The sequence below is a fragment of the Chryseobacterium sp. FR048 genome, assembly GCF_056844665.1.
Genome location: NZ_JBXDSE010000002.1, coordinates 409,546 through 432,561, shown reverse-complemented (window position 1 = coordinate 432,561; position 23,016 = coordinate 409,546). Strand labels below are relative to the sequence as shown.

The following is a 23,016-nucleotide window of genomic DNA, read 5'->3' as shown; positions in this document are numbered from 1 at the left end:
GTGTGGCATTTTTATTAACAATTATCTATATTTATCAATACAAAGATTATCATGAAAAACATTCACAAGATCCTCGGAATATTTCATTGCGTCTTTTTTTCCTTCGCAATGCTTTATCCAAATAGTATAAATGCTCAACAAAAGGAAAGAAAGATTTTAAAAGATATCAGTAGCTATTTTGGTAAACTAAAGAAAGAAGGAATTCAGGTATGTCTTGATCATGAATCCGAATTACTTAAAGTTATCAAACAAAAGAAGAATAAAGAAGTATACGAGATATTAATGAAAAGTTGCAATGCGCAGGCTAGTCATTATGAGCTATATGCGACTGATACAAAAAACTTGCTGTCTACTGTATATAAAAATATTAATTCCGATTTTATTATTGTAAATATGATTGATCCTAATGATGATTCTACTCTTGTAAGTAAATCGACTCTTACTTTTTCACGGAAAAGAAACGAACGAAAAATTAACATTATCTACAATCACTATGAATTTGATGAAAGTAATAATGGATCTAAGTTGATAAAAGATTCTTTACAATCAGACTCTAATTTAAATAGTAGAATGGAATTAATAGAAGACTATCTTTATGACAAAAGGGAAAATGCTATTTCAGAAAAAACAAGAGATCAGCCTGCGACCAAATTATATTATGTTGTAGCAAAGATAAATGGAAAATTTCTGATAAAAAAACTATATGATTATACTCCTAAAAATTAAAAATTTGTTGAATCTTACAAAGAATTGATCATTTTTTATAAGCAAACAAATCAAAAAGATAATAAGCCTCATGTATTCAAACCATTGAGATCGCAATAGTTTTTCAATTTTTAGAACACCTTTACCAAGGTAGAATTTCAATGGTCACCTGATTATGAGTCAGGTGACCCATAAGGTTGATATAAAGACAGTAATGAAGCATTAGCTGCATAAGGAAGAAAACGAATACACTGCAAATCTCTGTAAATCCATATTCTAATACCTATATTTGCATCCAATTATAACTATTATATAACCCATGAACTCAATGAATGAATTTTCAGGATATGAAAAAATGCCTGATTCCCTGAAGAAAATAGGGCTTAATGAAAGAGATATGTCAAAAATGGAGAAACTGAAATGGGTGGTTACGGAGAAGATCCACGGAGCCAATTTTAGTTTTTCCTATGAAGATAACCAATTGAAATATGCCAAAAGAAGAGAGTATCTTAACTGGTCAGATGATTTCTTTGGCTTCCAGATGGTTGTTGGAAGACTGGAGGATACGATGATCCGCTTATTTGAGCATCTAAGATTGGCGATTCCCGGTTCCCGATATATCGTTTATGGAGAATTGTTTGGCGGGAAATACCCTCATCCTGAGGTTGGTGCAGTAGAAAATTTGCAAGCCATACAAACAGGAGTTTATTATACCCCGGATATTCATTTCTATGCATTTGACATTGCTATTGTAAATGAAGCCGGAATGAAATACTATTTAGACTACGAATCGGCGGTATCTTATTTTACTCAGTTTGAAATTCCTTATGCAGAACCTTTGCTGATCGGCAAATTTAATGAAGCGTTGAATTTCAATACCCGGATCAATTCTCCCATTCCTGCACAGTTTGGACTGCCGGCGTTGGAACAGAACCTGATCGAAGGCGTAGTGATAAAACCATACGATCTGAAAGATGTAGAATTATTATCCAGTCGGCCGATTATCAAACTGAAGAATCCGGAATTCGATGAAGAAGAAAAATTTCATAAAGCCGAAAGATGGTCATTTATCCCGGATATTTCTTCCAAAACGGAAAACTTATCTTTCATTACCGATGAACTGAGAACCTATGTGTCAAAAAATCGACTGGAAAGTGTAGTTTCTAAGGTTGGAGCACTTGATGTAAATAATCAGGATCGCCTTTCTGAGATAAAAGAAGAGTTTTTACAAGACGTTTTTACCGACTTTAATGAGAATAATGGAAATCTACTGAATGATCTTTCTCATGAAGATAAAGAATGGATCAAAGAAAGGGTGGTTTCTGAAATTCAAAAAGTTATTTTAAATGGATAAGATAGAAAAATAACAACAGAGCAGGATGATTTCCGGCTCTGTTGCTTTATTATCCAATTTTTTCCAACAGCCATCGCTGTAACAAAAAAGGGAATACTATTACTAATCTCACAAAAATTAATTCCTAATGAAACCAAAGCTAGCGCTATTACTGGCCCTATTTGCCAATTCTATCTTTGCTCAGAAAACATGCAATGAAATGTATTCTCAGAAGTTTACCAGGCAGCAGCTTGAGCAGGATGTCGACTTTATAAAAGAAAAGATTATCAATGCCCATGTCAATCCTTTTACTGAAATTTCAGAATCAGAATTTGAGAAGAAATATTCAAACATCCGCAAGGCTTTAAAAGATGGGATGACTCAAAAGGATTTTTATTTCCTTGCGAAACCTTTGATCGTCACTTTAAATGATGAACACAGCAGTATGTCTGATTATTGTGTGACAGACAGCATTAAAAAAAGTATGAAAGTACTTCCGTTAAAATTTAAATATGAAAATGGGAAGATGCTGCTGACAGAAAACTATTCAGACAGTAAGTTGAATATTGGTGATGAATTGATTGCCATGAATAGAATTCCGATCGGAGAAGTATTGGAGACCTGTGCAAAGACAATTCCGGGAGCCAAAGAAGAAAGGGTTCCGATGGCAGTGGATAAATTTTGGATTATGATCAACAAATACTGCTATTTTATTACGGATAACTATGATCTGAAATTTAAGAGCGGACTTCAAACCGTGGTAAAAAGTGTTTCCCTGGAACAGCTGAAAGCCAATGCTGCAAAAACTCAACCGAAAAAACAGGAAGCTTTTATACCAATTGATTATAGAAAAATAAAGAACTTCGGCTATCTGAAAGTCAATACATTTGATGATAGGCATACTTATTCTCTTGATGAATGGAAGGTGAAATTTGACAGTATTTTTATCCTGATCAAAAAAGATAATGTACAGTCTTTGGTTGTGGATGTTCATCATAACTCGGGTGGAAACTCAGGAGTTGGGAATCTCCTTATCAGTTATTTCTCTGGAAAAGATTACAATTCTTATCAGGGAAGGTGGAAAAAAAGCAAGGAATACTCAGATGTTTTAAAAGCAGATCATAAAACGGTTCCGGAATATGAAAGTCTAAAAAACGGAGATTTTTATCCGATCAAATCCCGAATTGTGAAAGCTGGTGAAAATCCATTAAGATTCAATGGAAAAACCTATGTGGTTGTAGGGAAAAATACCTTTTCAAGTGCTATGATGTTTGGGGCTATTGTTCTGGATAACAAACTGGCGGAAGTGATAGGAGAAATACCGGAAAAAGGACATCCTAATCACTTTGGAGAACTTATTGATTTTCAGACTCCCAATACAAAGTTGAACTTTCTTTTTGGAGTGAAAGAATGGATCAGACCTGCTGGAAATGTTTCCCCTAATAAACTGATTCCGACAAAAATAATTGATTTAAAAGATAAAACAGAGGAGCAGATTATTGAACTGCTTTAAATAATACAGCAAAAGCAAAACCTAACAGGTTTCCGAAACCTGTTAGGTTTATTTATATTCTTCCTTACAATTTTCAGGTTTTACGCCTGATTTTTTTATTTCTGTATCAGAATGTTTTTCACAAATGTCTGATCACCGGATTTTAATACTCCTACATACACTCCGTTTTCCAATGTGGAAACATTGATTTTCGTTTCATTACTCACCTTAAGGACAGTTCTTCCGGATGAATTGGTCATTTCAAAGCTGAAATTGGCTTCTTTAGCATCCGGTAAGTCAATATTTAAAATACTGCTTGCAGGATTAGGGTAGATCTTTGCCGTACTTAATGGATTTTTTACTGCGGTTTTTACAGTTCCTGATGTTGTGGTCGCAACGGCAAAATGCTGTAATGCACCTACTGTTGCCTTTCCGATATTGTAAACATATACCGGATCTACATTGGCAAAAGTGTCTTTAGTGGAGTGAGGGTAGGTACTTCTTATTCTTTCAAAGAAGCCGGTAATTACTTCACCTTTTTGCTCAAAAGGAATATAATCGGTATCCTCAGCAGGATCTACGGCAGTCTGAAGAGGCGAGTAGAGGGCCGTACAGTTTCTGAGCTGCTGAGTAACAGCGGTAGAAGCTGCATTGTTCGACGAAAGACCTCCCTGATCTTCGTCACAGTATACGGTGTTGTTATTGTTTCCTTTTACACCGCCTACCTGATCAAGATTGAAGACGAGTTTTATATCCAGTTTACGGACGCCTCCCTGATAGACTACATTATTGACATAGTGGCTGCTTCCTCTGAGTCCCTGTTCTTCCCCGGAAAAATGAATAAACTTAATAGAATACTCTGTAGGAACATCTTTCAGAATTCTTGCCGCTTCCAGAATGATGGAAGTACCACTTCCATTGTCATTCACTCCAGGGCCGTAGATCGTATCAAAATGTCCGCAGATAATCACATACTTATTCGGATAAACCGTTCCTTTTTTTGTAATGATAAGATTTTTAGAGCTGGTAGATCCAAAAGTAAACGGGCTTTCTTCAATCTGGCTGGCCGTATATCCATAAGCAGTATACTTGTTTTTGATCCAGTTCAAAGTATTGGTGTTGGCCTGTGATCCGGTAGTTTTTACACCCAGATTACCAAATTCCTGCAGATTGGTAGTAATGTTGGTTTGAGTTACCAGATCTGCTCTGTTTTTGTAAGCCTGGATAAATGTTTGGGCACTGATGCTTTGAGCAGCCAATGAGATGCACAATAATGTGGTCAGTTTTTTCATATAATTTATTTTTAGTTGGTTATACGAATGTAGTAAATAAATCACATGAAAGTGTTTAATGATTTTAAAAAATCATTATATTTTTAACATATATTGTGTGTTTGACTTGATATTAGTTTTAAATCATAAAAAAACCTTTGAATTATTTTCAAAGGTCTATGTCAGTAAAAGGTTTGATGTTTAAAATATTATCGCTCGATCAGAACTTTTCTTACCACGGTTTTATCATTAGCCTTTAAAATTCCAATGTAAGCTCCATTCTCCAGCCCGGAAACATTTATCTTTGTTTCATTATCTTTTTTAATGAATAAAGTACGTCCGGAGAAATCTGTCAATTCAAAACTGAAATTTCTAATACTGGAATCCGGCAGTTCAATATTGATGACATCTTTTGCAGGATTAGGGTAGATCTTTATATTTTCCATTGAATTTTTCACGACAGTTTCATGGGTTCCCAATGTACTGTTGGCAACGGCAAAGTGCTGCAATGCTCCCAAAGATGCTTTCCCGATATTATAAATATATACAGGATCTGTATTGGCAAAAGTATCTGCCGTAGTATGGGGATAAGTACTCCTTATTCTTTCAAAAAAACCGGTAATGGTGTATCCTTTAGCTTCAAAGGGCATATAATCTGTGTTTTCTGCGACATCTACTGCCGTCTGCAGAGTAGAATAGAGCGCTGTGCAGTTTCTAAGTTCCTGGGTTGCTGTTGCAGAAGCAGCATTGTTTGAAGAAAGGCCTCCAAGATCCTGATCACAGTAGACCGTGTTATTATTATTTCCCATAACACCACCCACCTGATCAAGATTGAAAACCAATTTTATATCCAGTAAACGGGAGGTTCCCTGATAGGCTATCGCATTTGCATAATGTTTGCTGCCCAATAGACTTTGTTCTTCCCCTGAAAAATGAATAAACTTGATTGAATATTCTGTAGGAATGTCTTTCATGATTCTTGCCGCTTCCAGAATGATGGAGGTTCCACTTCCGTTATCATTTACTCCCTGGCCTGCAATACTGTCAAAATGCCCACAGATAATTACATATTGATTAGGATATACGGTTCCTGTTTTTGTAATCACCAGGTTTTTAGAACTGTAACTTCCTGAAGTAAAAGGATCTTCCACGATCTGGCTGGCAGAATACCCATAAGAAATATATTTATTTTTAAGCCATGTCAATGCATTGGCATTCGCTGCTGAACCTGTCGTTTTTACCCCTAAATTGGCAAATTCCTGAAGATAGGTTGTGATATTAGTTTGAGTTACCATATTGGCCCTGTCCTGATAAGCCTGAATAAAAGTCTGGGCTTCCACATTTTGAAGGGCAATGGATGTCAACAGAAAAGCAGCGATTTTTTTCATTTTTTCAGATATATTATAGTAGGACACCACCTTATAAGTAGGTTGAGTATTATTTATTTTTCAATGATTATTTTCTTGGTAGTACTTCCCTTGTCTGTCTTTATTGTAAATGTATAAACGCCATTTTTAAGACCGGAAGTATTTATTTGTTCCTGATTTTCTGCATTCAATACAATCTGACCTGCCATATTACTCACTTCCACTTTAAAGAATGGTTTTACCTTTTGCAGAAATTCAATATTAATGATATCTTTTGCTGGATTAGGATAAACTTTAATGACATCAGAAGTGCTTTTTTCGGAAGTTTCGTAAGTTCCTAAAAGATTGTTGGTGGTAGTAGCCACTGCAAAATGTTGAAGGGCACCTACCGCTGCTTTTCCTACATTGAATACATATACCGGATCAATATTGTCCCAGTTATCTTCCGTAGTATGCTCATTATTACTTCTTATATGTTCGTAAAATCCGGTAATAGTGTATCCTTTTGCTTCAAAAGGAACATAATCAGAGCCATACGTGTTGGAAATAAATGTCTGAAGAGGGGAGTAGAGGCCGGTACACGTAACCAGTTCCTGAGTTACTGCACTGGAGGCTGCATTATTAGTAGATGTTGCACCTCCCGTATCTTTTTCACACCTGATCGTATTGTTGTTGTTACCTATCTGGCCACCTACCTGATCAATATTAAAAACGAGCTTTATATCCAGTTTACGGACACCGGCTTCGTAGGCTACATTATTTACATAGTGTTTACTTCCTACCAATCCCTGTTCTTCCCCGGAAAAATGAATGAATTTTATAGAATATTCAGTAGGGACGTCTTTCAGTATTCTTGCGGCCTCCAGAATAATGGAAGTTCCGCTTCCGTTATCACTTACACCCTGTCCTGTAATGGTATCATAATGTCCGCAGATAATCACGTATTTATTAGGGTAAAGAGTTCCGGTTTTGGTGATGATCAGGTTCTTTGAATCGTTGTTATTGTACGTAAAAGTATCCTCTGTCATAGCACTGGCTGTGTATCCGTAAGACAGATACTTACTTTTGAGCCAATCCAGTGTATTTGAATTAGCCGGAGTTCCTGTTTCTTTTACTCCAAAACTGGCGAACTGCTGAAGATTCGTATTGATATTAGCCTGAGTAACCATATTGACACGGTCCTGATAAGCCTGAATAAAACTCTGTGCACCAATGCTCTGTACTGCAATGGAGGTCAGCAGAAACGCTGTGATTCTTTTCATTTTTATTGTTCTCTTTATAGATTGCTAATATAATGATAAATAAAGATTTTTTACTGACGATTTCATATTGAATATTGTACTTTAATTGATTTTTTAATAATCATATATCTTATTATTAATTTTATTATTGTAGTAGTATAAGTTTCATTAAATTGAAATATTTATTTAATTTTTTTTCTTAATTATTTAGCCTTTTATGGTGATTTTTTCGCAAATCCATTAAAGAATGGGGGTGTAAAAATATATTTTCCGAAAATAAAGAGTATGCATGAGGAACATTTTTGGGCTGAAGAAGTTGGATCAAGCGCAAAAGCTGGGGGATCATATTGATTGTTTTTATGGAATTTAATTGAAGCAAAGATTTTTAGCATCTTATCCCATATTCTTAAGGAAGCAAAGAATAGAATCAATGAAACTGATTCTTTCTAAGCGAATGCATCTCCATGAACTGCTCCAAGAAGTTTCGTAATTGATACAATAAATCAGGATCATGCTCAAAAGCTGTGGTAAAACAATTGAATACTGATTGATTATTCTAAAATTTATAAACGCAAAGAATTAGTAATTCGAATACTTTATTTTAGGAAGCTAAGTAATGCAACTTCGTTGCTGATGAAGCTTTGTGACTATGCGCTCACTTCTTCAGATCGATTGAAAATCGATCCCTTCTTAGCTCACTTAAAATAAAGCATACACAAACATGAAGCTTTGCGTGAAAACCTATCTCCACAACTGTTGATTCTAATTGGTAAAGAATATAAAATTTTTTCTATTCAGATGAACTCATTTTTTTGCTTGGTCCACAACTTTTGAGATTGATCCATGAATCAGATGTAAATTGCAGAAGATGTAAACAAAAAAATCCCGGGAAATCCCGGGACTTATATTGATAACAAAATAGTATTCTACATTATTTTACTTGATCTACAACAGCTTTGAAAGCTTCAGGGTGATTCATTGCTAAATCTGCTAAAACTTTTCTGTTAAGCTCAATGTTGTTCTTTTTAAGAGCTCCCATAAATTGAGAGTAAGACATTCCGTGCTCTCTGGTTCCCGCGTTGATACGAGTGATCCAAAGTGCTCTGAAGTTTCTTTTCTTCTCTTTTCTACCACGGTAAGCATATTGCATTGCTTTTTCTACCGCGTTTTTAGCTACAGTCCAAACGTTCTTTCTTCTACCGAAAAAACCTTTAGCTTGCTTAAAAATTTTCTTTCTGCGAGCTCTTGAAGCTACGGCATTTACTGATCTTGGCATAATTTAAATTGTTTTTTTGAAATGTGCGACAATCTGTTTCATTGCACTTAGCTGCACCATTTCAGGGTTAAAATTTTGAATTTGTTTTGAATTCTTATAAACCGAATATAGATTTATAAAAACTACTTAATTGCTAATTGACGTTGAACGCTTTTCTCATCCACTTTAGCTACGTAAGAAGTAGTAGTAAGATTTCTCTTCTGCTTAGTTTCTTTCTTAGTTAAGATGTGGCTTTTGTAAGCGTTTTTTCTTTTGATCTTACCAGATCCGGTAAGAGCAAAACGTTTCTTAGCACCTGATTTCGTTTTTAATTTTGGCATTGTTTTGCTTTTTTATTGTTTTGTTATCAATATCTGTTTTGGCTACTCCTAAGGACGTTAGGAATATTAGTGTGCAAAGATACGAAAAAAAATGACACCTGAAAGGATTTTTAAGCCTGGCGAGGGAAAAGATAAAGATCTAAAGCCAGAAATGCACGAATAGGAGAGTATTCGTGCATTCCGTTCAATATTTTCTACCAGAATTAAGATTTAATAAATGCCAAAAGATCTCTGTTGATCGTTTCAGCTTCCGTTGTCGGCATCCCGTGTGGGAACCCCGGATAAGAAATCAGCTTACCGTTTTTAAGCAGGGTAGCCGCTACTTTTCCTGTAGTCTCGAAAGGTACAATCTGATCATCCTCACCATGCATCACCAGTACAGGAACATCTACGCTTTTGAGGTCTTCCGTAAAATCTGTCTCAGAAAATGCTTTCACACAGTCATAGTGTGCTTTGATGGAACCGCTCATTCCCTGTCTCCACCAGTTTCTCTGAATACCTTCAGATACATTGGCTCCTTCTCTGTTGTATCCGTAAAAAGGGAAAGTGATGTCTATGAAAAACTGTGCTCTATGCTTAGCTGTATTGTTTCTAATATCATCAAAAACAGAAATAGGAACACCATTCGGGTTATTTTCGTTCTGAACCATGATCGGAGTTACAGCACTTACCAAAACGGCTTTGGCTACCTTTCCGTTACCATGTTTTGCTACATATCTGATGACTTCACCACCACCGGTAGAGTGTCCTACGTGAATAACATCTTTCAGATCCAAAGCTTCAACGATTTCCGCAACGTCAGAGGCGTAGGTATCCATATCATGCCCGTAAGGGGTTTGTTGTGATCTTCCGTGACCTCTTCTGTCATGGGCAATCACTCTATATCCTTGTTCCAGAAAGAAAAATAGCTGTGCATCCCAGTCATCACTTGACAATGGCCATCCGTGATGAAAGAAAATGGTTTGCCCTTTTCCCCAGTCTTTGTAATAGATCTCTGTACCGTCTTTTAATGTAAGTGTGCTCATAGGTTCTTTTTTTATGATTAATACAATAGTTGATTTGTTTTATTTGATATAAATACGAATGTAGATGGAAAATTTTCACTGTATATTGATCTAAGATAACATTTAAATTAAAATAAAAATGCAGCAGAATGCATCATTAACGTTAATTTAACAACAGATATAAAGAATAATAGAGGTTGGGTAAAAAAGGATAAAATATTAATTGTATAGTATAAAATATAGCTGATAACCGGGATTGTAGTACTTTTTACTTCTTTCTAATATTGCTGCACAGGATGAATAAAATTTCGGAGTATGAGAACAATAGTATGCAGTATCTTTTTTATGTTGACTTCAGCAACGGCTTGCACGCAGGAAAAGAAAGATAATTCTTCTACAATTTCATCAAAAATAAAGACTATAAAAAATATTCCCTTTTTAACCAAGAATAATGATTTTGTCTATGTAGATAAAATAAGTTTGAAACCTGTCAACAGTCAAAAATTTAAAAATGCGTCGGTTTTTACTTCTACAGGCTTTGCTGTTGTTGAAAATGAGAAGAATGAATATGCCGTGATAGACGACAGTGGAAATAGAGTTCTGGATTTTTCATCCAGCCCAATCGATCTGAATGTTGTCAATGGCCTTACATTTTATAAAAAAGGCCTTGAATATGAAAAGAAAATGCCCATTTGGAAATGGGATTGGAATATTTTAGGAAGTGATATTAAAAAGGAGCAGACCTATCATAAAATAGAGATCGGAGTTTTAGAAAGCCAACAGATTTTACTTAGTGAGGACATTCCGTATCTGGAAGATAACTATTATCTTAATTTCATTTCGGTAGATGAAAATCACATTTTCTGGAACGGAAATCTTTACGAAATCAAAAAAAACCGTTTAGATAAAATTGAAAATAATATTGATGAACTGTTGGAAGATAAACGCTTCATCAAAGCTTCCAATAGTACTTTTTCAATATATGGATTGGGGCAGAAGAAAGCAATTCACAGCGGACTGAAAGGAACAGAAGTACTTTCAATCATGTTTGGAACAGAAAAGATAGAGTTGAAAGAGGTGAATAAAGAACGGTATGAGCCGGAAGTTCCCAAGCTTTTAGCAGATAGTAAAACCAATGATGTTTATCCTTTTCCACAATATGAAAAGGTGTTCCCAAAGGAAATTACCAAGGCAACCGCTTCACAGATTGAGTTCATTAAAAAAGCTTCTTTGGTGTATTCGATTACCCATTCGCCTTATTTTTTGCTGGGTGTTTTTAATTATGATCAGGAGGTATGGGCGTTCGACTGGCTTTATATTGATACTAAAGGGAATGTCATAGACTCTATTGATCCCTATAATTTTAAAGTTCTTGATCAGGTCGGAAATCTGGTCTGGCCCGATAGAAAAATGATTTTACCGGACCAATATGTTGATAAAAACTGGAAATTCGGTAAAATAAACTCTTACACCGGGATGAATGATCAGTATCTTATCAGGATTGAAGACGGAAAACAGGTAAGAACGATGGGCTTGTGGAACAGTCGCGAAAAAATCTGGATGATAAAGCCTGAATATTATACGATCTCCGTTTTGGATGCAGAAAAACAGATCTATGCACTGCAAAAAGAGCAAGACGGTTTGTATACACTCTATGATCATAAGAATAAGAAAAATAGGGGTTCAAAGGCCTATCAGTCTATTAACTCAGATGGCCTGGTGAATGTGAAACTAAGTTCCGGACAAACAAGTTATTACTATATTGATCTTGATACCGGAAAAGAATATAAAGAATGAGGTAGTATTTTGTTACCCTGAGCATAAATGGCTGGAAGAAAAAGGCTGGGAGCTACTTTCCATCATTATCAGATAAGATTAAACCCTATTAAATCGAATTAAAAAAGACAAACAGTTATTTTATATGATCTCTAAAACTTCCTTCTCCCATCTTCCATCTTCAAAACTTTAAAATATGCTTTCATCCGCCGATTTAAACCTGGAAAGAGCTTTATTGCTCACTGTTTTAATAATTTTTTTTGGAGCAGGGTTTCTATGTACACTTATTGTTTTTATAATTAATTCTATACGAAAGAAAAGAAAAACAGGACTTTACTACCTCATTCTTTTCCTGATTTCCGGAATCACTGTCCTGGGCCTTGCTGTATTTTATTTTTGTACGTTACTTTAACCTATCCAGAGGTGAAAAACCACCATTATCAGGGATATGTTGAGCCAACCCCTTTGATTATCTTTAACTCAAAAATTGATTAAAGATAAAAGGGTGAAACATTTCGTGATTTTGACTTCACTTTTTGCAATATTGAGCTGCAAAGGCAATGCCCAGAAATTACAGGTTACTGCCATTTATACTGAGCCTAAAAGGATTATCAAAGAGATTCCGGAGGCTGGGACAGCGCATGCGTATACAACTCATCAGGAAGTTACCGAACGTCTTGATCCTAAGATTTTCATGCTTTCCAAAAATGCCGAAACACTAAAGTTTCGTATACAGGGAAACATCAGTTCCGGTGGGCATACTATTAATCAGGTGAGGAAAATCCGTCTCGAAAAAGGAGAACAAAATGGAAATACCATTATTCTGAGATATTATACTGAAATCAAAAGAATTCCCGGTAAAGAAAGTGCAAACGTACGAGGATATAATTACACAAAGGATGAAGTGTACAGAATACCAGCGGATGTTAAAATCATAAAAATCGAATTGTACGAAGAGCATATTAATGATTCATCGGATCCAAACCCAAAACTCATTGCTCAACAAACTTTTAATTTCTTTGCCAAAATATAATCACCTGAAAAATGAATGCTAGCAATGCATGCCCCTAGATTAATAAATATAGACCAGAATGCAATTGCCGATTTTGATAAAGAAGCGGTATTTTTTGATCCAGCAACAAAATCCCGGATTTCCTATTGGACAGACGGAACGGATGTATATTGGCGTACCAAGAAATTAAAAGCTAATCCGGAATGTTTTCGTGTATTTAATAAACTCTTTGCTAAGGACAATACGCATTGTTTTATGCAGGATAAAAAACTGAAAAATGCGGATGTAAACAGTTTTGAGGCATTAAATTATTGCTTTGCAAAAGACCGTCATTTTGTATGGTGTCTGGGCGGAAAATTTGAACCTTATGATATTGATACTTTCGAAGTTTGTGATGAGGGTTTAAATAAAAGCCTGACGCATCAGACCTTTTATTTTTCAGACGGAAATTCAATGGATGGTACAATACAAATTTCCTCAGGATATGCGAAGGATAAACATCAGGTCTATTGCTATGACCATACAGGTAAAGTGAAAATACTGAAAGAGGCTGATCCTGAAACCTTTGTTTCCTTTAATGACGGCAAGTTTGCCAAAGATAGCCTGCGTGTTTACTATTATTTTAATCAGATTAAAAAAGCCGATCCCGAAACATGGAAATTATTGGATCTGAAAGAAGGTTATTCTTGCGATGCAAAGCATGCGTTCAGATTTAAAACTTGTTTTGAAAATACTGATATAGCGACATTATCTATTTATGAATTCATCGATAAAGAAGGTAATACAACAAAATTTTTAAAAGATAAAAACGGATTGTTTGATTTGGACGGAACAAGGATTACAGAAGATCAACTGAAAAAAGATTATTCCTGAAAAATAAGGATTTAAATGCTTCGACAGGCTCAGCATGACATTACTTTGTATGGAGCAAAATATTTAAGAAGAAAATCTTGAAATACCCGTCGCTGAAAACGACATTACCTTAGATTAGAATGATATGAAAAAAGAACTTGCAAACCCACCATCAGATCAGCGTGATCGGGAACTTTGGATGCAGCATGGGGCTGGCTATATTGTGTTTGAGAATATCCGAAAATCTGCCATTAGCAAAATCCCACCGGAAGCTGACAACACCCTTCGGCAAGCTCATCTAACAGCGATAGACAACACCATATATGGCATGATGATGCAAATGGACGGAATATTTGGCTCTCTGGAAAATGAAAACTACCGCCTGGATCTGCAAACCAATATTGTCCTTTATAAAGATGGCGAAGTGGTGGAAGAACTCAATACTCTTGAAGGAGACGGAATGTGTATGGGATTTCATGGATGGATAGAAAACGATTTTGGAAGCGATGAAATTGTAACTGATTAAGATTAAAAAAATGAATTTAGATTTTGAAAAATTAGCTATAGAGATTGAAGCGGCAACCCGAAAATCTTTTAAGGAGATAATGGCTAATCATGCCGCTGAAAATATTTATGCTTTTGCATTATACAGCGACGAAGGTGCTATGACGGTTTGTCCGGCAGCCAATACGATGGATTTTTAGCTACTAGACCTCAAAACGACTTGACCTATTATACATTTGAGCCAGCAGAATGGTGCTATGAAGGTAGCAGGCCAGGCGATGGATTCTCTGCAATATCCCATCAGCTGTATGAGGCAATTGAAGATCATATGGAAGGAGTATATGATGATGACGATGAGGAAAATGATGTGGAGTTCGAAGAGTTCCAGCAAACCTTGTATCAAACTTGTTTTGAAATTTTACTCAAATTAAAACAAGAAAACTTCTTTAAAAACCTTGTGGGGAAAGATATTTTCTTAATGTTTTCCGTAACTGATTATGAGTTTGACCGAAATAAACTGAGAGAGATGATTATTTTACTGAATGATAATCCGTATCAGCAGGAATATTTGGACTGGATGAAAACATGGCGCAAATAAAAGAAAAATTCCCGCTTGCGCGAGCTTCTCATTCGTGCAGGGAAAGAAACTCAAGTGTGAAAAATTATCAATTATGGCAACAAATTGAAATATAGTCTAAAACTAGATTATGTGCATCAAAACCCTGAGAATGGAAGTATAGCAGTTCAAGAAATTATTGTGATGATTTTGAAGAAATTTTGAAAATCGATGTTAATAGGTAATGCAGACACGAGCAGGATTCTCGTACCAGCGGGGAAAATTGGATCAAACGTAAAACTCGAAAACATTATAATCAATTATATGAATGACACACTTAACAACTTTAAAGTTACCGACAGGCAAAGCTTCTTTAAGTTTCTTGACTTATTACGAAAGGACCTCTTAGACGATCCTGAAAACTGGGAAAACAAAACATTGCCCGATTTTCTTGAAGCTTTAAGTGCATACACCGAAGACATTCAGGGATATTACAACAATATGAAACTCGGTATCAATGCTGACAAACCAGATTGGTCAACCTTTGCAGATATTTTTAAAGGTGCAAAAATTTACGAATAGAAATTAATACCTGTTATAAAAACCGCCATTATCGGGGATATTTTGATCTGGCAGCTTTCATTATCTTTAATTCGGGAATTTATTATAAAAGAGAATAGCAATTTATCCGTACAGAAGAAATACATGGCTTATGAATATAACGAATCAGCAACAAAATTTCATTGATACTCATTTCTATGAAGGCATTCCGCAAGGTGAGCTGGACGAATCAATATTCAGAGAATTAAAGACTTCGGAAGAATTACATTACCTCGCTACTCATCATAATTGGGACAATGGTGTGAAAGTTTTACAATGGATTGCTGAAAGTCCTATTTGTAGTGAAGCGACCGCTCTGGAGTTATTCTGGCTGGCACAGCCACAGGATTTTCAGCAATGTAAATTGGATATAACATTACAGGGTGAATACCTGAACGAGGTGTTTACGCTGCTGAAAACAATTTTAAAGAATTTTCCTAAAGGTTTTTATCAAAAAACAACTATTCCGTTTAATCCGGCACCATTTTATGAAAATGAATTCATTATTCCCGACTGGATTTATCAGAAAACCAATGCTGAAGACAGCTATGTATACTATGAAGAGGATGACATAGAAGGCTGGTTTGATGCGGATTGGAAAAATAATATCCAGCGTGCAGAATCCGCGATTGAATTATTCAACATAGCCTGGTTTATGGACGAACCAGAACAGGCAGCATTGATTTTAGAGCATTCGTTATGTGATAAAGGAATTGCAGTTCTTGTATTCTGGCGACTGTACAATGAATGTGCTGTGTATACCGAAACAAACGGGAAGCTAAAAGAGATAATTCATAACATTCTGAATAATGCTTATCCTGAGGTGTTGAGCTATGATCCTAAAACGGATGAAAAAGTTGATTACAAAAAGAAAAAGAGAGTCTGGGAAATCCCAGAAATATTTAGAGAAACTGTTTAAACATGCTTATGAATACTTTAGAAGACTTAGAAAAAGAATTTAATTTTACATATCCGGAGCTTTATAAGCAATTGTATGATGATAAAATGCTGGATTGGGGAGCAGAGGGAAATGGCTGGTATACCAGTGTTTTTCCTACCTTAAAAGAAAATCCACCTTTACTTTTATTTGGAAATGATATTGAAGTTTGGGATCCCATCATTTATCATGGCGGAATCAGGGAAATGATTAACCACGAAATCTACGATATAGATCCAAAATACCGGATGGTTCCTTTTGCAAAAAATGGAGCTGGTGATAGCTATGTTTTTCAATTGGATATGGAGAATAATGGTGAAATTCCCATCACTTTTTTTGGTCACGATTCAGATGCTGAAATTTTAGCCAAAAATCTGCAGGATTTTATCTTCAGACAACTTCTGGAATCTTTAACCGAAATAGATGAATATTCTATTTTCTATGAGGATTCTGAAGAAAAGATCAAACAAAACCTGTACAATCAGCTGAAGACCCATCGTAAGTATTTAAAAGCTGAACAAGTTGAAATTCTGGAGAATCTTTACCAACGCGATATTTTTGAATATACCTATAAAACACCTAATGGCAGCGAGTTTGAAGCGGAGGGACTGTTGACTTTTGACGAACTTGAAAAACTCATTAAGCAGGAAATAGCTTTTGAAAAATTAAATACAAAATTTGATTATTGGAAATAGAGTAACTGGCTCAATAATTATAAAAAACACAATGATGAAAAAGAATTTAGCTTCCCTGTTTTTAAGTGTTCTGTTGATGATAATCTTCAGTTGCAAAGAGCCGGAAAGAAAAAAAACAAATTTTCCGAATGAGCTGAAAAATACCCGTTGGATTGTCAATTACGGAGGGCTTATCCGTCCAGAGGGAGAGAATACCTATGAATTGTCGAAGAGAATAGATACGGCATTCATTTTAAATTTCCATGCTATAGATTTTTTAGATGCAGAAAAATTCAGCAGTTATGATAGTTGGGAATGTGGAAATGATTGCTTTACTAAAATACACGGGAGATATTATTTTACAGAAGCTCACCAAATAAAAATGGAAGTTGACAGCATTAGCAAGTCCGATTTTTGTGATGCGCCGACACAAATTTTCAAACCATCAAAAGAAATGGTTTTTGACCTTGTTAAAAAAGGAACTCAATTAACACTCATAAGAAATAAGAAAGTAAAATGACCGATTTAATAAAAATTTTCCCGGAGTATGAAGATGTTTTTTATGATGATATGGAGAATCATAAGAAATATTTTCTTCCGATTTGTTCAATTAATTTAAAACTTCTGAATCCAGCAGAAGATCAATGGCTGCATATTGTTTCCGTAAAGGAAATTTATGATGGTTGTGTTGGAGAAGATAAGCCGGAATATCACACACAATTTACCAAAGCCGATATGTTTGGTTTTGATGTGATTGATGGCAAATACAAATTTGATGCAGACTGGAACTATTTTTCAGCACATACAGAGATCTCTCCGGAAGATTATGGAAACAGTTATTCAGATTTAGAGATTGAATACAATATGAATGAAGCCATGTATCAATTGAAAAAAGAATATTACCAAAAACACAATAAACTTTATGATAAAGATTTCAATCGACCGGGTTTAGAGGTTTACGACATTCGCCGCTTAGAGCGTTTGCGTAAGCTTACAGTGGAAGACCTGGAGAAAGATAATTACTCAGAATATGCAGAGGAACGTTTGCAAAATAAGGTTTTCGGTATTTTTGAAGAACTTAATACCAATGCGCTCCCCTTAGAAAAATGCAATTTCGGAGGCGAAAACCTCATTGAAAAACCCTTTAAACATGACGGAACCCTGATGGATTATATTGGATGTTTGGAAGGCTATGATTTTCAGCAAAATTCTGCAGACCAAGTATTTTTATTTTATGACAAAGACCTTAAAAAAGCTGTCATTTGTTTAGAATACACTTAATCTGAAACTTAAAATATACGATAAAGGAGAAAAAATATTGTAGATGTACATAGGAAGCACAGCGAAAGAAAGAACAGACCGCTTTGTGGTGATAGAAAGCGGAGATTCTGCCTCAGAGATTTTAGAATTAATGCAGGAAAAAAAGGTTTTCAATCTTATTCTGGATGGGAAAACCTGTGATGCCAATCTTTTTGAGTTTCCTGAGTTCAAAGAAGTTTTAGAAAATATCAATATCATTCACCTTTCCAATTTTATGATTGATAAAAGTGAAATTCTGTACACTCTGAAAAATGCAGTTCGTCTTGAAATCAAAAAATGTACATACAAAGGCAAAGAACCGATTGACTGGACTGTTTTTACACGATTAGAGGAAATTTTCACACCTTATTCCAAACGGTTTGTGAATCTTTTTACGCATCCAACACTAAAGACGATCTTCATTGAAAAATTTACAGAAGAAAACTATCAGTTTCCTGAAAATGAAATCCTGAATACTTTGTCAATTGAAAAAAGCACCTCCTGTGACTGGCCAACACTCGCTCATTTCAGGAATTTGGAAGCACTGTACCTGTCAGAGATTAAGTCTTTAGCATCAATCTCGTGGCTTGCCAATTTAAAAAAATTAAAAGAGCTGGATCTAAGCCTTTGCAAAAATGTTGAGGACATTATAGAATCCATTTCAGAGGCCAAAACCCTTACATACCTTCATCTAATTCAGAGCGGAGTGATAGAATCTTTGCAAAACTTAATCAATCTTACCAACCTGGAAGAATTGACGATTGAAAATAAAGGAAAGTTATTAGATAAAAACATTTCTTTTCTTGATAAAATCCCCAATCTGGAATATAGTATTGAAATTGGAGGTTTTGGGGCAGGAAGTGATTCTTTTACTGATGAATATAATTCCAAAATCGATTAACAGGTATTTACCTATATTTACATTCTTTACTACCACAAAACTTAATAAAGATAAGGGTTTGATGCACAGGTTACTATTTATATTTACTTTATTTATTTGTCCGTTTTTTGTTCAGGCGCAGGATGTTTTAAGCAAATTAGAAAAGGAATATAGCCATGCCTCCAACAAAACAGAGGAGCAGTTGAATCTGGCTCCCAAATATGCCACTGCCTTATTCTTCCATAACTTTAAACCGAAATCCTATCAGCTTTTGGCGACCAATATTTCCCTGGCAACGAAGCAGGCCGATGGAAAATATGCCACTATTTTGTACGCGGTTCAGGCAATGAATTACCGACTTGACAATAAAGAAGCTGAATCTTCAAAAAGCCTGGAAATGGGAAAGATGTACAGCTTAAAAACAAACAGTAACGAAGCAAAAGGATACCTGGAATATGCAAGAGGCTGGATTCTCACACGTAATAATAAAATCACTGATGCTGTTGCTGCCTATCTCAAAGCAATTAATTATTATGAAAACTCACCCACAACTTCTACACTCTATGGAAGATATGGCAATACAGCCAAAGAATTATCTGCAATTTATGCTGACCTGAACGAGTTTCAGCTGGAAGAAAAATACAGCAAGCAGTTTCTATTACTAGCATCCAAACAAAATGACCCTAACCTGATTTTCGATGCCTATATGAGAATGGGGTATATGTATGAACAGAAATATGTTCAAAACCCATCTGATCTACAGTTTAGAAATAAAGCAGAACAATATTATGTACAGGCGATTACCACTTTCAATAAGAATAAAGGGTCTATGCTTAATAAGAGCAACCTTTCCTATGCGGCCATTAATCTAGCCAATTTGTATATTGAGTTTAATCAGGATAAAGCCATGCAATATGCTCAATTGGCCAACAAGGTGAGCCTGGAGACGGGTGATGCTATCCATATTGCTTCCTCATTTGGGATTTTGGCCGAGTTGGCCATACAGAATAAAAATTACGACCTCGCTAAGTCTTATTTCCTGAAAGCTTCTATGGAAATAGGGAAGAGCCCTGTTAGAAATCATAATATAGAACTTTCTATTCTTGAGTCTTTATCCAGAGTGAGTGAAGAGCAGGGCAATTACCAAGAAGCTCTGACTTATTATAAAAGTTATGTAGATAAATACAAAAGTGTTTACGATCAGGAAAAACTGGATATTACCAAAAGATTAGAATCTCAGTTTGAGAAAGAAAGACAGGAGCAGAAATATATAAAACTGCAGCTTGAAAGTGATAAAAAAGCACAACAAATCAAGCTGATCAATATCCTTCGGGCACAGCGTGAGCAGGTGTACAACAACTTAAAACTGGTAGAAGAAAACCAGCGCGAACGTCTGAAATTTTCAGAACTGGAATCTGAGAAAAAAGAACAACAGCTTCGTTTGGCCAAATTAGAAACACAGCAGAAGAACAACGACATCAACAGCTATAAAAAGCTGCTGGCATTCAAGGAAAAGATTAATACCTATTACATTGTTTTTATTTTCATTTTCATCGTTCTGATCCTTTTACTGCTTTATGCCTATAAACAGCGTGTAAAGTCGATTAAGCAGAGAGACGAACTGCATGCATTAGCTTTGGAAAAAGAAAAGCAAAATTCAAAAATATCTACGCTTACGGCATTGCTTGAGGGGCAGGAGCAGGAGCGTGGACGCTTAGCCCGGGATCTTCATGACGGATTGGGAGGTTTGCTTTCGGGAACGAAACTTCAGCTGTCTTATTTAGATCCTCATCATTCCGAAACAATAGAAGAAGGTATTTCAAAATCCATAGACCAGATTGATGGTGCAGTGGAGGAGCTAAGAAGGGTAGCCCATAATCTGATGCCTGACCTATTAATGAAATATGGTCTGGAAGTAGCCATTCAGGAATTTGCCTCCAGAATATCCAATAATGGACTGGACATCCATACTGAATTTATTGGGTATACAAATTCCATATCACAGGAAAAACAGCTGATACTGTATAGAATCATTCAGGAATTGGTCAACAATGCCATCAAGCATGCCAGCCCTTCAGAAATTATTATTCAGATCAGTGAAGAAGAAAAGGTTTTAAACCTTACAGTAGAGGATAACGGCAAAGGTTTTGAGCGTACCGACTTAGACATGAGAAAAACAGCTGGGTTTCATAATATAGAACTAAGAGTCCAATTTTTAAAAGGGACAATGAATATCACCTCAGAATTGAATATTGGAACCAGTATAGAACTTCAAATTCCGATTTATTAAAATGATAAAAGTAGCCATAACAGACGATCATCCGCTTCTATTGGAAGGGTTGAAGAATATTTTAGGAAATAATGATACCATAGATGTTGTAGATTGTTTCAAAAACGTTTCAGAGATGAATGCAGGTTTGAAAAAACAGCCTGTAGATATTTTATTATTAGACATCAATTTGGCAGACATCAACAGCATCGAGCTCATCAAACCTTTAAAGAAAAAATACGGAAATCTCCAGATTATTATGCTCAGTGTTCACAATGAATTGCCTGTGATTAATAGCACGCTGGCTGAAGGCGCCCTGGGATACATTCAGAAAAATGCTTCAGTCACTGAAATTCTTGAGGGTATTGATACCGTATATGCCGGTAAACAGTTTTTATGCTCAAAAACCAGGTCCGTTTTAGAAAAAAAATCAGCCGACGGGCTCAATCAGGTTCCGAAATTAACCCGAAGAGAAAAAGAAATTTTAGCTGAGGCAGCGAAAGGTTTGACCACCAATCAAATGGCAGAAAAGCTTTTTATAAGCCCGCACACCGTTGAAAGCCACCGAAAAAATCTGATTGAAAAATTCCAGACTTCCAATCTTAGCTCAGCCATTAAATTAGCCATAGAATATGGTTTAATTATCGAATAGGATACGCATAAAAGAAAGAGTAAGTAAAGCCGCAGAACAAACGTATAGAAACATTACGCCCGCTTAAAAAGAATCAATGAAATTGATTCCATGCTTTGCTTCCTTCAAATATCCGGGATGATAAATAAATCTTTGCGTTTTAAAAAAATTACCCTCAAATCTTGATTTCGCCGTTAAAGGCTCACTATAGAACAAGTCCCCTTAAAAATTTTAATGGCTTAAAACATTGTTAAGGTTTCAGCATCTGCATGATTAATTTAAGTTTTGGGATAAAATCAACAAAAAGGCCTGCTTACATCGTAAAAGCAGACCTTTTCTCTATATAAATTAAAAATTAGGTGTTCAATAAATTAATCTTTGAATCTCAATGTAGCCTGGAACAGGTTTTTCTTTCCTTTTAAATCATATTCCTCGTTATATTCAGGCTGATACATGAACAGATAAACTCTTCCGTCAAAATCTTTTAAACTGATGGGCTGATCCACCATAATATCATAAAACCTTGTAATAGTACGGGTCGCTGTCCATTGCTTTAAGTTCCCTTTAGGGTTTTTATCAAACCTGTGATCTTTGGCATCGGTATAATACCAGTAAGAAGGGGCCTGATCCATCAGAAACAGTTCTTTATCTTTGTTGTATAATTCCTCCGCCATCCCTGTACTCTGAAACCATGGAACTTCCGCATTGAAAAGCCCCAGAGCTCCTGCATAAATATCTTTATTGGTAGTGGCTCCCACCAAAAAACCTTCAAGATTATTAGCGGTGAACTCAAATACAAAAGGAGACTTTTTAAGGTCATAAACATCATTTACAGGTTCAATTACTTTTCCATCCTGTTTGATAACTACCTTTAATGATTGTGCGAACGTCATAAAACTTAGTAAACAAAAAAGGAATGTTAAACTTACTTTTCTCATGGTATATCTTTAAATAACTGGGGCAAAGATATTAGACTTTCTCTCGCTACACACTGGCTGATTTCAGGGGTTTTTATCC

24 protein-coding genes are annotated in these 23,016 nt (G+C 35.6%); 17 read left to right on the top strand and 7 right to left on the bottom strand.

Annotated features, from left to right (window positions below; genetic code table 11):
• The first annotated feature begins 51 nt into the window (after positions 1–51).
• The 3 genes from AC106K_RS06920 (at position 52) to AC106K_RS06910 (ending at position 3,551) form a co-directional block, all read left to right on the top strand.
• Positions 52–726, top strand: coding sequence for a hypothetical protein (locus tag AC106K_RS06920; RefSeq protein ID WP_482444018.1), 675 nt, complete (start codon positions 52–54; stop codon positions 724–726).
• A gap of 307 nt (positions 727–1,033) precedes the next feature.
• The gene (locus AC106K_RS06915) at positions 1,034–2,059 is read left to right on the top strand and encodes an RNA ligase family protein (RefSeq protein ID WP_482444016.1); all 1,026 of its coding nucleotides are present in this window, start codon (positions 1,034–1,036) and stop codon (positions 2,057–2,059) included.
• 127 nt (positions 2,060–2,186) lie between these two features.
• Positions 2,187–3,551, top strand: a complete 1,365-nt coding sequence (locus AC106K_RS06910; RefSeq protein ID WP_482444015.1) for a S41 family peptidase — start codon at positions 2,187–2,189, stop codon at positions 3,549–3,551.
• Between the two features lie 95 nt (positions 3,552–3,646).
• Here AC106K_RS06910 and AC106K_RS06905 read toward each other — a convergent pair whose 3' ends face one another.
• The 6 genes from AC106K_RS06905 to AC106K_RS06880 all read right to left on the bottom strand — a co-directional run bounded on the left by AC106K_RS06905 (position 3,647) and on the right by AC106K_RS06880 (position 10,030).
• Positions 3,647–4,822, bottom strand: coding sequence for a M20/M25/M40 family metallo-hydrolase (locus AC106K_RS06905; protein WP_482444013.1), 1,176 nt, complete (start codon positions 4,820–4,822; stop codon positions 3,647–3,649).
• A 188-nt stretch (positions 4,823–5,010) separates the two neighbouring features.
• Positions 5,011–6,189 (bottom strand): M28 family peptidase, encoded by a 1,179-nt coding sequence (locus tag AC106K_RS06900; protein WP_482444012.1) that lies wholly within the window; start codon positions 6,187–6,189, stop codon positions 5,011–5,013.
• A 53-nt stretch (positions 6,190–6,242) separates the two neighbouring features.
• Positions 6,243–7,430 (bottom strand): M28 family peptidase, encoded by a 1,188-nt coding sequence (locus AC106K_RS06895; protein WP_482444010.1) that lies wholly within the window; start codon positions 7,428–7,430, stop codon positions 6,243–6,245.
• Between the two features lie 910 nt (positions 7,431–8,340).
• Positions 8,341–8,685 (bottom strand): 50S ribosomal protein L20, encoded by a 345-nt coding sequence (gene rplT / locus AC106K_RS06890; protein WP_034694451.1) that lies wholly within the window; start codon positions 8,683–8,685, stop codon positions 8,341–8,343.
• 122 nt (positions 8,686–8,807) lie between these two features.
• Positions 8,808–9,005, bottom strand: coding sequence for a 50S ribosomal protein L35 (rpmI, locus tag AC106K_RS06885; protein ID WP_002979658.1), 198 nt, complete (start codon positions 9,003–9,005; stop codon positions 8,808–8,810).
• Positions 9,006–9,208: 203 nt separating this feature from the next.
• Positions 9,209–10,030 (bottom strand): alpha/beta fold hydrolase, encoded by an 822-nt coding sequence (locus AC106K_RS06880; protein WP_482444009.1) that lies wholly within the window; start codon positions 10,028–10,030, stop codon positions 9,209–9,211.
• Positions 10,031–10,324: 294 nt separating this feature from the next.
• On the opposite strand from AC106K_RS06880, the gene AC106K_RS06875 reads away from it, so the two are divergent.
• From AC106K_RS06875 to AC106K_RS06810, 14 genes are all read left to right on the top strand, one after another.
• Positions 10,325–11,806: a hypothetical protein gene (locus AC106K_RS06875; RefSeq protein ID WP_482444007.1), complete on the top strand. Its 1,482-nt coding sequence runs from the start codon at positions 10,325–10,327 to the stop codon at positions 11,804–11,806.
• 466 nt (positions 11,807–12,272) lie between these two features.
• Positions 12,273–12,818, top strand: a complete 546-nt coding sequence (locus AC106K_RS06870; protein ID WP_482444006.1) for a hypothetical protein — start codon at positions 12,273–12,275, stop codon at positions 12,816–12,818.
• 15 nt (positions 12,819–12,833) lie between these two features.
• Entirely contained in the window at positions 12,834–13,670 is an 837-nt protein-coding gene (locus AC106K_RS06865; RefSeq protein WP_482444004.1) for a DKNYY domain-containing protein, read from the top strand.
• Between the two features lie 124 nt (positions 13,671–13,794).
• Positions 13,795–14,175, top strand: a complete 381-nt coding sequence (locus tag AC106K_RS06860; RefSeq protein WP_482444002.1) for a hypothetical protein — start codon at positions 13,795–13,797, stop codon at positions 14,173–14,175.
• Positions 14,176–14,185: 10 nt separating this feature from the next.
• Complete coding sequence (locus AC106K_RS06855) at positions 14,186–14,353, top strand: DUF4303 domain-containing protein (protein ID WP_482444000.1); 168 nt, start codon at positions 14,186–14,188, stop codon at positions 14,351–14,353.
• A gap of 20 nt (positions 14,354–14,373) precedes the next feature.
• Positions 14,374–14,751, top strand: a complete 378-nt coding sequence (locus tag AC106K_RS06850) for a DUF4303 domain-containing protein (RefSeq protein ID WP_482443998.1) — start codon at positions 14,374–14,376, stop codon at positions 14,749–14,751.
• A gap of 282 nt (positions 14,752–15,033) precedes the next feature.
• Positions 15,034–15,291: a DUF7660 family protein gene (locus AC106K_RS06845; RefSeq protein WP_482443996.1), complete on the top strand. Its 258-nt coding sequence runs from the start codon at positions 15,034–15,036 to the stop codon at positions 15,289–15,291.
• A 130-nt stretch (positions 15,292–15,421) separates the two neighbouring features.
• Complete coding sequence (locus AC106K_RS06840) at positions 15,422–16,228, top strand: DUF4274 domain-containing protein (RefSeq protein WP_482443994.1); 807 nt, start codon at positions 15,422–15,424, stop codon at positions 16,226–16,228.
• Positions 16,229–16,236: 8 nt separating this feature from the next.
• Positions 16,237–16,941, top strand: coding sequence for an SMI1/KNR4 family protein (locus tag AC106K_RS06835; protein ID WP_482443992.1), 705 nt, complete (start codon positions 16,237–16,239; stop codon positions 16,939–16,941).
• The gene (locus AC106K_RS06830) at positions 16,925–17,440 is read left to right on the top strand and encodes a hypothetical protein (protein WP_482443990.1); all 516 of its coding nucleotides are present in this window, start codon (positions 16,925–16,927) and stop codon (positions 17,438–17,440) included. The genes AC106K_RS06835 and AC106K_RS06830 overlap by 17 nt, the downstream gene beginning before the upstream one ends.
• Positions 17,437–18,201, top strand: coding sequence for a hypothetical protein (locus AC106K_RS06825; RefSeq protein ID WP_482443989.1), 765 nt, complete (start codon positions 17,437–17,439; stop codon positions 18,199–18,201). Before AC106K_RS06830 ends, AC106K_RS06825 begins: the two co-directional genes overlap by 4 nt.
• Positions 18,202–18,244: 43 nt before the next feature.
• On the top strand, positions 18,245–19,120 hold the full coding sequence (locus tag AC106K_RS06820) for a hypothetical protein (protein WP_482443988.1): 876 nt from the start codon (positions 18,245–18,247) through the stop codon (positions 19,118–19,120).
• 61 nt (positions 19,121–19,181) lie between these two features.
• On the top strand, positions 19,182–21,389 hold the full coding sequence (locus AC106K_RS06815) for an ATP-binding protein (protein ID WP_482443987.1): 2,208 nt from the start codon (positions 19,182–19,184) through the stop codon (positions 21,387–21,389).
• Between the two features lies 1 nt (position 21,390).
• Complete coding sequence (locus AC106K_RS06810; RefSeq protein ID WP_482443985.1) at positions 21,391–22,020, top strand: response regulator; 630 nt, start codon at positions 21,391–21,393, stop codon at positions 22,018–22,020.
• Between the two features lie 350 nt (positions 22,021–22,370).
• On the opposite strand, the gene AC106K_RS06805 is transcribed toward AC106K_RS06810, so the two are convergent.
• Entirely contained in the window at positions 22,371–22,892 is a 522-nt protein-coding gene (locus AC106K_RS06805; RefSeq protein ID WP_482443984.1) for a hypothetical protein, read from the bottom strand.
• Positions 22,893–23,016: the final 124 nt, after the last annotated feature.